General features: G+C 64.7%; 8 protein-coding genes and 1 pseudogene. 2 read left to right on the top strand and 7 right to left on the bottom strand.

Annotated features, from left to right (window positions below; genetic code table 11):
• The 5 genes and pseudogenes from HY852_RS20535 to HY852_RS20515 all read right to left on the bottom strand — a co-directional run.
• Positions 1-207: AsmA family protein (locus HY852_RS20535; RefSeq protein ID WP_291606645.1), on the bottom strand; the 207-nt coding region annotated here is incomplete at its 3' end.
• Positions 208-340: 133 nt separating this feature from the next.
• Positions 341-1,576, bottom strand: a complete 1,236-nt coding sequence (locus HY852_RS20530; RefSeq protein ID WP_291606644.1) for a cytochrome P450 — start codon at positions 1,574-1,576, stop codon at positions 341-343.
• A 121-nt stretch (positions 1,577-1,697) separates the two neighbouring features.
• Entirely contained in the window at positions 1,698-4,316 is a 2,619-nt protein-coding gene (locus tag HY852_RS20525) for an EAL domain-containing protein (protein WP_291606643.1), read from the bottom strand.
• Positions 4,317-4,543: 227 nt separating this feature from the next.
• On the bottom strand, positions 4,544-5,845 hold the full coding sequence (locus HY852_RS20520) for an MFS transporter (protein WP_291606642.1): 1,302 nt from the start codon (positions 5,843-5,845) through the stop codon (positions 4,544-4,546).
• Positions 5,846-6,012: 167 nt separating this feature from the next.
• A pseudogene (locus HY852_RS20515) lies at positions 6,013-6,639 on the bottom strand (EAL domain-containing protein); the annotation flags it as partial.
• Between HY852_RS20515 and HY852_RS20510 the strand changes: the two are divergent.
• Entirely contained in the window at positions 6,623-6,778 is a 156-nt protein-coding gene (locus tag HY852_RS20510; RefSeq protein WP_291606648.1) for a hypothetical protein, read from the top strand. The pseudogene HY852_RS20515 and the gene HY852_RS20510 overlap by 17 nt on opposite strands.
• A gap of 117 nt (positions 6,779-6,895) precedes the next feature.
• Positions 6,896-8,350: a caspase family protein gene (locus HY852_RS20505; protein ID WP_291606641.1), complete on the top strand. Its 1,455-nt coding sequence runs from the start codon at positions 6,896-6,898 to the stop codon at positions 8,348-8,350.
• A 38-nt stretch (positions 8,351-8,388) separates the two neighbouring features.
• Here the strand turns inward: HY852_RS20505 and HY852_RS20500 are convergent, their stop codons facing one another.
• Together HY852_RS20500 and HY852_RS20495 are read right to left on the bottom strand one after the other, a co-directional pair.
• Positions 8,389-8,769: a hypothetical protein gene (locus HY852_RS20500; RefSeq protein WP_291606640.1), complete on the bottom strand. Its 381-nt coding sequence runs from the start codon at positions 8,767-8,769 to the stop codon at positions 8,389-8,391.
• An 83-nt stretch (positions 8,770-8,852) separates the two neighbouring features.
• Entirely contained in the window at positions 8,853-10,181 is a 1,329-nt protein-coding gene (locus HY852_RS20495) for a Spy/CpxP family protein refolding chaperone (protein ID WP_291606639.1), read from the bottom strand.
• Positions 10,182-10,259 lie beyond the last annotated feature (78 nt).

Here is a 10,259-nt window from a genome sequence, read left to right as displayed (position 1 = left end):
CGTCACCGAGCGCAGGCGCAGGGTCGGCGTCGGCAACAGGCGCGCGTCAAGCTCGCCGCCGACGTGCACCGGCGTGCCGATGATCCGCGTCGCTTCGGCCTCGAACTGGGGGCGGAACTGATTCCAGTCGATGAAGTACGGCCCGATCAGCGCGGCCAGCAGCGCAATGATGAAGGCTATCGCCAATCCGAGCAGCGTCGTCTGCACGGGTCTCCCCTCGGCAGTTCCGGCGTGCGCCAAAAGCGTGCGCCGCCTCGGCACCGATCGGCGCCTGAGCACCACCCTATATAGGGGCAAGTGTGGCGGAGTGACAGCGCTTCGCGTGACCGCTTGACGCGCCTCACCAGCTGGCAGGCAGCCGTTTCAGGCCGCGCAGCACGAAGGTCGGCCGCCATTCCGGATTTTCGATGTCGTCGATCCGCAGGTGAGGCAGGCGACGTAACAGCGTGGCAATGGCGATCTCCGCCTCGATGCGCGCCAACTGGGCGCCGAGGCAATGGTGGATGCCGCCGCCGAACGACATCGGCTTCACGTTGGGACGGGTAATGTCGAGGCGATCGGGCTGATCCGGATAGACGGCGGGATCGCGATTGGCCGAGCCCAGCAGGCATAGAACGGCCTCGCCCTTCGCAATCCGTCTTCCCCCGACATCCTTGACGTCCTTGAGCGCCACCCGGCCGGTCATCTGCACCGATGAGTCGTAGCGAAGGAATTCCTCGATGGCATTCTGGATAAGCTCGGGATTGGCCCTGAGGAGCTCAAGCTGGTCGGGATGGCGGTGCAGCGCCAAGAGGCCGTTGCCGATGAGATTTACGGTGGTCTCATGGCCGGCGCCGAACAGAAGGATGATGTTCGCGGTCAATTCCTCGTTGGAAAGCTTGGCTCCGTCTTCCTCCGCCTGCACGAGCTGGGTGGTCAGATCATCGCCCGGATTGCGCCGCCTGAGCTCGAACAGCTGCTGGAAATACATCTGCGCCATGGCGTTGGCCGCGTTCGCCTGCCGGATTTCTTCCGGCGACAGAGGCACCGGATCGAGCAGGCGCCCACCGTCGCGCGAGCCCTTGTAGAAGATTTCGCGGTGCTCCTCGGGAATGCCCAGCATATCGCAAATGATCGTGACCGGCAGGCGGAAGGCAAAGTCCTCGATCAGGTCCATGTGGCCGCGATCGATCACCGCATCGATCGTCTGATCGACGATCTCCTGAATTCGCGGCCGCATGTCCTCGACCCTGCGTGCGGTGAACGCCTTCACCACCAGCCCGCGCAGGCGGCTGTGATCGGGCGGGTCCTGCTGCAGCATCCAGTGGCTCATGCTGCGGAAGACCGGCTCTTCCATGATCTTCGGACCGTAGCGGCGGATGGTACGTTCGATGTAATCCTTGCCGAACCGCTTGTCGCGCAATACGAGGCTCACCTCCGCGTGCCGGCTCGCCACGAAGGCGCCGAAAGCCGTCAGATGCATGGGGTCGGTGGAGCGCAGCCGCTCGTAGGCCGGATAAGGATCCCGGATGAAGTCGGACGAGAGCGGATCGAACAGCAGCCGCTGGCTGTCGGCGCCCTGCACGCGCTCGTTCATGGCGTCCTCCCGTTTTTATGACAGGATTAGCCCACAAGCCGAGAGCATCGGCAAGCCCGCAAATGGCGTGGACACACGCGGCAGCGGCACCAGGCGCAGAAGCAGAAAAAGACGGAACTTGCTAGGCCGACCGTCTCGCTTTCGAGGCGGATTTGCCGGACGAAGCCCGCCCCATACGGCCAAGCACCGCCTTGGCCTGATCGGCGCCATGGTCGATCAACCAATGCTCGAAAGCGACTGGATCGAGCGGCCGGGCATACAGAAAGCCCTGGACCACATCGCAACCCAGCCCCGCCAGAACATCGCGCTGTCCGTCGGTTTCGACCCCTTCAGCCACGACCGTCATGTTCAAGCTCTGACCGACGCGCACCACCGCCTTGGCGATCGCCAGCGCGCTTGCATCGCTTTCGATATTGCGCATGAAACTGCGGTCGATCTTCAGCTCACCGATTGGCAGGTGGGCGAGCCGGCTCAGGCTCGAATAGCCGGTGCCGAAATCGTCCAGCGACAGGCCGACGCCGAGTTCGCGGATCGCCTTCATGCTCTCGAGGGCAACCGATCGCTCCTGCATGATGGCGCCTTCGGTGATCTCGAGCATCAGCGCGTCGGGCGGCAGACCATGCTCGGCGAGGACGCCGGACACCAGCTTCGCCAGTCCGACATTCTGGAAATTGATCGGGGACAGGTTCACCGACACGCTCGGGATGTTGAGGCCGGCACGGCGCCAGTGCGCCATTTGCCGGCAAGCTTCGCGCAACGACCAAAGACCGATCCGCTCGATGAGCCCGAACTCCTCCGCGAGCGGGATGAATTTTGCGGGCGAAACCTCGCCGAGCATGGGATCGCGCCAGCGCGCCAGCGCCTCGACGCCATAGACGGTGCCGTCGATCGTGCGGATCTGAGGCTGGTAGCAGAGGCTCAAGGCACCTTCCGAAATGGCCCGACGCAACGCCGCGCTGAGGATCAGGCGCTGCTCGGCGACTCCGTTCATGTCGGGGCTGAACAGGACGTAGGTGCACCGCCCGGCCTCTTTCGCCTTGTACATGGCCGCGTCCGCCTGCTGCATCAGCGTATCCATGTCGGTGGCGTTGTCCGGATAGAGGCTGATGCCGATGCTGGCGGACATCGGTACCTGCCTGGTTCCGATCCTCAGCGGTGAAGCCAGCGCCTGAGTGATCCTGGTGATGATACGCAAGGCGCCCTCGGCATCGCAGTCGGGCAGCAGCACGACGAACTCGTCACCGCCCAGCCGGCCCAGCATGTGTTCCGGCTGGATCTGGGCGCGCAGGCGTTCCGCGAGTTCGACCAGAACTTCGTCGCCAGCCGCATGCCCCAGCGTATCGTTCACGTCCTTGAAGTGATCGACGTCGAGAAACGCCAGCGCAACGTGGCTGCCCACGGGGCACGTTTCGATCGCCGCCGCAATCAGGTGACGCAACTGAGCGCGGTTCGGCAGGCCGGTCAGAGTGTCGTGGTAGGCGAGCCGCGCGATCTCGGCCCGCGCTTCCTTGCGCTCGATGGCCAGGGCACCGAGTTGGACGCAGGCCTCGACGATCCGCCGGTGCCAGCGGCTCGGCGCGCGGCATTCTCTGAAATAGAAGGCAAAGGTTGCAATGACCCGGCCATCCCTGGCCTTGATCGGAGTGGACCAGCAGGCGCGCAATCCGACCTGGAGCGGCATTGCCTTGTACGGCTGCCAACGCGGGTCCGCATCGATATCCATCGCCAGGACCGGCTTGCCGTAGAACGCGGCAGATCCGCACGACCCGATGTCGGGACCGATGGCAACACCGTCCAGTGCCCGCGAATATTCCTCCGGAAGGCTGGGGCTGCCCAACGGGTGGAGCAGTCCGTCGGCGTCAACATGGAGCAGCGAGCACACGACATCGGGCGCGATCTCCTCGACGCGACTGCACAGCCGGCCGGCGATCTGCGTGATCGGAACTTCGTCGGCCAGCGCGCTCATGATCAACTGCTGCAGCGACCACAGCTGCCTGGTTTCGCTGATATCGCTCAGCAGGGCGAAAACGTGCCGAGTCTGACCGTTGTCGTCGCGCGAGACGCCGAGGGTAAGTGAGGCCCAGATTTCCTCGCCGTCCTTGCTGTAGACGAGGAGATCCACCTCGCCGCTTTCCCGCTTGCGGAGGTGGCGCCTCACTCTGGCAATCGCCTTGCGATCGGTACAGGGTCCGGCCAGCAGCGCGGTTGCGCTCCGCCCCCGCACCTCTTCGAGCGAGTAACCGAGGAGTGCCGCGAACGCGGCGTTGGCATAGCGAATCTTCAGATCGGGATCGGCGACGACGATCGCACGGCTGGTCTTGTCGGCCACGGAGGTAAGCAGCTCGATCCTCTCGCGCTGCTCGACTTGGGTAGTGATGTCGCGGACAAAGGCCACGTGCGTGGTTTTGCCAGCACTCTCCACGTACGAGACTGACACCTCCGCGCGGGTGTTTCCGCCGTGGGTGTGCGGGATGGCAATTTCGTAGCGCCGAACCTCGGCACAATTCTCGCCGCACGCCGGACCGCCCTCTGCGGGCGCAGACAAATGCTTGAGCCCAAGGCGACCTGCGTCGCAGCCCAGCACCGCAGCACGATCCAGCTCCCAGATCCGCTCTGCAGCTGAATTGAATCCGGCGACCCGGTGGTCGCCGTCGACGATCACAACGCCCTGGTCTGCCTGCTCAAGCGCAGCCGGCAGAACTTCCGACAATTCGACCACGGGACAATCGTCAGCGGACATCGTTTGGTCCGGCAAGTTCACAAAATGTTTAGGCGCCTCGATTTCAGCCAGCCTAGCGGCCAGATGGTGTCCAAGGTGTTCTCTGGTGTTCTCTCAACCGCAAGAAGTATCGATATGCTTAAGATTCCGCGAACGCTCTCGGCCATTGCTGGCGACGCGGTATTACGATGCGGGGTCGGCGAGGAGCGCCGCCTCGCACGGACGCGATCTGCAAGTGCACAGGAGCGCTATCCGGCGCCGGTTTCGGGCTGGAGCTTGTGCAACCTGCCGGCGACGGCGCGCACCTTTCGCGGTGAGGCCTGCCAGATCGAGAGCGCCGATAACGCGCTCACCGCGATCGCGATCGCAAAGGCCACCGTGTAGCTCCCGGTCAGATCGTATAGCAGGCCAGTCATCCAGGGACCGGCGGCGCCGCCGGCGAGAGCCATCAGCATGATCGTTCCGAAGATGCTGCCATATTGCCTGCCCTGGAATATTTCGAGCACGATCGCGCCCATGATGGAAGTCAGCCCGTAGCCGAGCGCGCCTTGGGTGAATACCATCAGGTAGACCAGCGGCAGCGTCGGCACATATTTCAGCGCGACCAACGCTGCGAAGCAGATCGCGAACCCTGCGCAGCCCGCGGCCCAGATCCACTCCCGTCCGATCCGGTCGGACACGTGACCAAGCAGAATCTGGCCGGGAATGCCGAGCAGGCTGACGACGCCAAGCGCCCAGACCGCAACAGCCGGACTAAAGCCGATATCGAGCAGGAACTTGGTCTGATGCACCTGCACGGCGTACCAGATGTACAGGCCGCAGAAGTAACCGAGCGCAATCCACCAGAATCGCGCGGTGCGCATCGCGCGCCTGAGCGTCCAGTCGGTCCCGGCCCACCCCGCATCAACGACATTCGAGACCGGCTTGGCCGATGTGGCATGCGGCGCAGCATCGCCGTCCGGCTGAAGGCCGAGATCTTCGGGACGCTTGCGCAGCAACAGGTTGATCGGCGCCAGCACAATCAGCACGAGGATGCCCATTGCCGTGCAGGCGGTGCGCCAGCCCGTCTGCTCGATCATAAGCTGCACCCAGGGCAGCAGGGTCACCGAGCCGATGCCAACTCCGGCGAATGCGATGCCCATGGCGAAACCGCGCTTGCGGATGAACCAGTTCGGCAGGAACAGCGACTGGCCGGAATAGCCCATGCAGACGCTGCCGGCCCCGACCATGACCCCGATGGTCACGTACAGATGCCACGGCTCGCGGGTAAGCGGGGCGAGCAGCAGGCCGCCCGCCATCAGCGCAACACCGAGCTCCATCAGGGCCCTCGGCCCGCCGCGATCCATCAAGCGACCGATCAGGGGACTGACGACGCCGGAGACCACGAAGCCGAACGAGAATGCGCCGGCGGTAACGCCGCGCTCCCAGCCGAACTCGGAGATGATGGGCGGAAAGAACAGTGAAAAGGCCGTGCGCGCGTTGACGCCGATGGCCATGGTGACGAAGGTCACCGCGACCACGATCCAGCCGTAGAAGAACGGAAGTCGCATTTTTGGTTTGTTTCATCCCTAGACGGTCCTTCGCACCATCCCGGGACGATCTGGTCAAGCCCTTTTCGCGCAAACCAGTTGCAGCGCGATGACATCCGGTTCATCCCAGCCGCAACCCAGGCGAATTCCGCGATGCCTGGCGAAACAACCAATTGAAGAACAGCTCGTCAGGCAGCGTCCAAACGCGAATGGCAGGACCGCCGCTCCGCTTCGAGCTCGTCGATCGGCTGCGGTCGGCCGAGCAGGGAGCCCTGGGCGAAATTGACGCCAAGCGCTTTCAGCGTCTCGAACTGCTCCACCGTTTCCACCCCTTCGGGGGTCACCGAAATGTCGAGGCCTTGGGCCAGAGTCACGATCGGCGAGATGATCGCGGAGCTTCGGTGACGCTGCGTCAGATTCCGAATAAACGATTTGTCGATCTTGATCTTGTCGAACGGAAACGCGGTCAGATAGCTCAGGGACGAATAGCCGGTGTCGAAGTCATCGAGAGCGAACCCGACCCCGATGCTCCTGAGCCGTTCCATGAAGGCATGATTTTCTGAGCCCCGTTCCCGCAGGACGGATTCGGTAACCTCAATTTCAAGGCGTCCGGGCGGCAGGCCGGAATCCCGCAATGCCGAGCAGATGACATTGAACAGCTCGGCCTCCTTGAACTGCACCGGCGACAGGTTCACGGCGACCTTGACCTCGGACGGCCAGGAGACCGCATCCTCGCAGGCGCGCCGCAGCACCCATTCGCCGATGGGAACGATCAGGCCGCTTTCCTCCGCGAGCGGAATGAACTGGTCGGGCGGGTCGGATTACGCGGTCTACCTCCCCGACCTCCGGCCGCCGGCCAAAGTCCGCGTCTTCATCGATTTTCTCGCCGTGCGGTTTTCGCCCGAGCCGCCGTGGGATCGCGGCCTGGCTCACGCCTTGCTCGAGAAGGATTGACAGCACAGCCGTCCCATCTCGCCGCGCAACATGAGTGACCCAGCGCACAGACGGCGAATGCATGGTCGTCTAGAAACAGCCGGCTCCATCCGGGTCAACGCCCATAGAGGGAATGCCATGCCCCGACCAGCCTTCCGCAAGCTATTGCTTGCTTCAGCATTGTTCGCCTTCTCGCAGATCGTGACGCTGCACGATGCCAGCGCCGAGACGCGGCTGGCTCTGGTGATCGGTCAGTCGGCCTATCGCGCCGTGCCGGAATTGCCCAATGCCGCCAATGACGCCAAGGGCATGGCAGAGCTGCTGACCGGTGCCGGCTTCAGCGTGACCTCGGCCCCCAATCTCGCGCAGAACGAAATGCGCCAGGCGATCAGCGAGTTCGCCGGCAAGGTCTCGGCCGGCGGCGCCGATACGGTTGCGCTCGTGTTCTATGCCGGGCACGGGCTGCAGATTGACGGCGAAAACTATCTCGTGCCGGTCGATCTCGATCCGAAACGCGAAGCCGACATTCCGCTGCAGGGCGTGCGGCTCAACGACATGATGAATACGCTCGGTGCGCTGCCGACCCGCGCGCGCATCTTCATGCTCGACGCCTGCCGCAACAATCCTTTCCCGGCGCTCAACCGGGCCGGCCATGGCCTTGCCATCGTCGACACCAAGGCCGGCGCGCCGGGCTCCTTCATTTCCTACTCGACTTCGCCGGGCGCGGAGGCGGAAGACGGCAGCGGCGTCGATAGTCCGTACACCACAGCCGTGCTTTCGGCCGCGAAGGAACCGAACCTGCCGATCGAGGAGGTCTTCAAGCGCATCCGTGTCGCCGTGAACCAGGCGACTGACGGACGGCAAATCCCCTGGGAGAGCTCGTCGCTGACGACCGACTTCAAGTTCTTCCCAGCCGGAGGCAGCCAGCCGGAAACAACGGCGTCGAGGCCGTCATCGTCCGCTTCGGCGAGCGTAACGCGCAGCGTCGATGACTGGAAGCGCTCACTGAGCGGCAAAGACCCGAAGGCTGCCTTTGAGCTCGTGATCGCCGACGACAGCGTGGTCGCCTACCAGGCCTATATCGAGCTGTTCGCGCAAGCCGCCTATACGCCGCGCGTGCGCTCGCTCCTGGAGCGCCGACGCGAGATGATCGCCTGGCAGACCGCAGTCGAGATCAATACCCGCGCCTCGTACGAGACTTTCCTGACGAACTATGCAGGCAGCGATCTCGCCGCAACCGCGCGCAGATTGATGGAACGCGTGCGCAACCGCTCCTTCGGCGCGACCGCCTCGCTGACGCCGCCGGTCAACGTAGCGCTGGGACCGACCTGCCCCTGCTCTACGCCGCAAGCGCCGGCAGCGCCGACCATCACTCCGACCAGGAAGCGCGTCGACGATACCCCGCCGCCGAGGAACCGGGTGGTCGATACCCCAAGGCGCCGGCCGCCGCCGGCCGTGGTTATGATCGAGCGCCGTCCGCCGCCGCCAAGGTACATTCCGCCACCCCTCGTCACGCGGCGCATCGGCATCGGGGTCGGGATTGGCCTCGGCAGCGGCGGACGCGGCGGCATGCGCCACCACGACTACAGGTAACGGCAGTCCTGCTCGCAGGCGAAAGCCTGCGAGCATTCTCATTCCCGTAGCATCGGGTGCGTTTTCAAAGCATCCTCCCGGATCGACACGGACTGAATGGCGCGCACCAGGATCCGGGCGGTTCGCAGATCGTCGGCCTTCATGCACAGCTCCACGATCTGGCTGACCGAGGCATCACGCATCAGATCGTCGGAAATGTTGATCGCGATTTCCATCGCGGCCTTCGCCGCCCGTTGAAAGCGCTCGCGGTGTTGTCGGCTCTTCTTGTCCGGCTGCGCCTGCGAGCCGGCGTTTTCGGCACTGTCGGCCGCCGAACGGCAGATGTCGCGGATGCGCTGCGCGGCGTCGATATCACCGAGCGGAAGCTCGATGGCCTCTTCCCAGATCTCAGGGCCTTTGTGCTCTTGAAACCACCCCATCGCCCATCCCTCGGGTGCTCAACATAGAGGACGGCGCCGCGGCAGGCGAGCCGCTTCGGTCGATGCCGGAAAGCGGCCGTGCATCACGAGGTTCGTCGCGGACCGATGGCCTCGAACTGCGCCTTCTGCTCGTCGTCGAGCGTGGCATAGAAATCCTCAAGCGCCGCCCGCACCGATTTGACCGCATCCAGCATCATATCGAGCCTCTTGCTGACAGCGGCGAGCCGCGCGGGCGGAGTCCTGATCTCGTTCGGCTGGCATGTCGCCTTGAGCGCGTCGCTGGCCTTCGCGCTGGTATCCTGAAGCACCTCCAGTGCCGCGCGCTGGGTATCGTTCGGACGCAGCTTGGCCTCGATCTCGCTGCGCGGCCACTCACGCGCGCCGGAAGGCGCGCCGCAGCTCTCAACCAGTGAGGGGTCGGCGTTTTTGGCAGCGGCCTTGCCGCGCTGGTCCGCGGCCAGTGCGTTGAACCGCTCCTTCTGCTCGTCAGTCAGCAAGCCGTAGAACCTGTCCATCGGCGGCTGCACCAAGGCTACCGCGCTGATCATCGCCTCGATGCGTTGCTGCATCGCGGCAAGCCGTCCCGGCGCCGTCGCTGCAACCTGCGTCGGACAGGCGTTGCGAATGAGTTGGGCCGCCTGGATCGATGCGTTCGCGAGTTCGTCCAGGGCCGCACCTTGCGCTTCGGTCGGCTGAACCGCCGCCGCGATCTGATCGATCGGCAGGCCGGCTATGTCGCGGCTGTCATTGCAGCAAAGCTGGTCAAGCCGGACACCGCGCACGTGCCTGCGTCCGCGCGATTGCGGCGGCAAATAGCCGGCGAGGCCGTTGTAGCCATAGGGGGCGAAAATTCCGGCATAAATGTCGGGATAGCCGTAGCCCCAGAAACCGGGGTCGCCCCAGATCAGGTAGTCATAGACGTCGTAATAGGCGAACGGCCAGAACAACGGGCCGACCCACCCGTAGCCACCGCCCGGGTGCCGCCACCATCCGCCGGCTCCGTAGGCGCCATGCCAGCCGGCCAGAGCCGCCGCCGCAACGAGCTGGGTCCGCGCCGCTGGGTTCACGAGCAGACGACCGTTGCGCAAGCCGCCGGAGCGGGACAGCGAGTTCAGCGCACTCCGCATGCTGGACGGCCGCACCGCCGCGTTGCGGATCTGACCCAAGCTCGCGCCATGCCGCACGCCCACCCTCGAAAACGAGCGGCGGGCCGCAAACCCCGCGCCACCATGATGCCCGCCCCCGAAATGCGCGCGACCGAAGCCATGGCCGCCAAGGTGGCCTCCTCCATGGTGTCCGCCGCCATGGCCGCCCCCATGACCGCCGCCGTGGCCGCCACCTTTCGCCAGAGCCGCGCCCACCAGCAGTGTTGCAAGCGCAATCGCAGCAATCCCAACGACCGGTCTGACCATCGCACCCTCCCGCACGCCCGCTTCCATTGAGACATCGGAAAGTGACGGGAATGGGAACCGCCATGGGAACCGAAAGTT

The sequence above is a fragment of the Bradyrhizobium sp. genome, assembly GCF_016213215.1.
Classification (GTDB): domain Bacteria; phylum Pseudomonadota; class Alphaproteobacteria; order Rhizobiales; family Xanthobacteraceae; genus Bradyrhizobium.
Note: the sequence above shows the minus strand (reverse complement) of the source record. Positions and strands in the feature narration are given on the sequence as shown.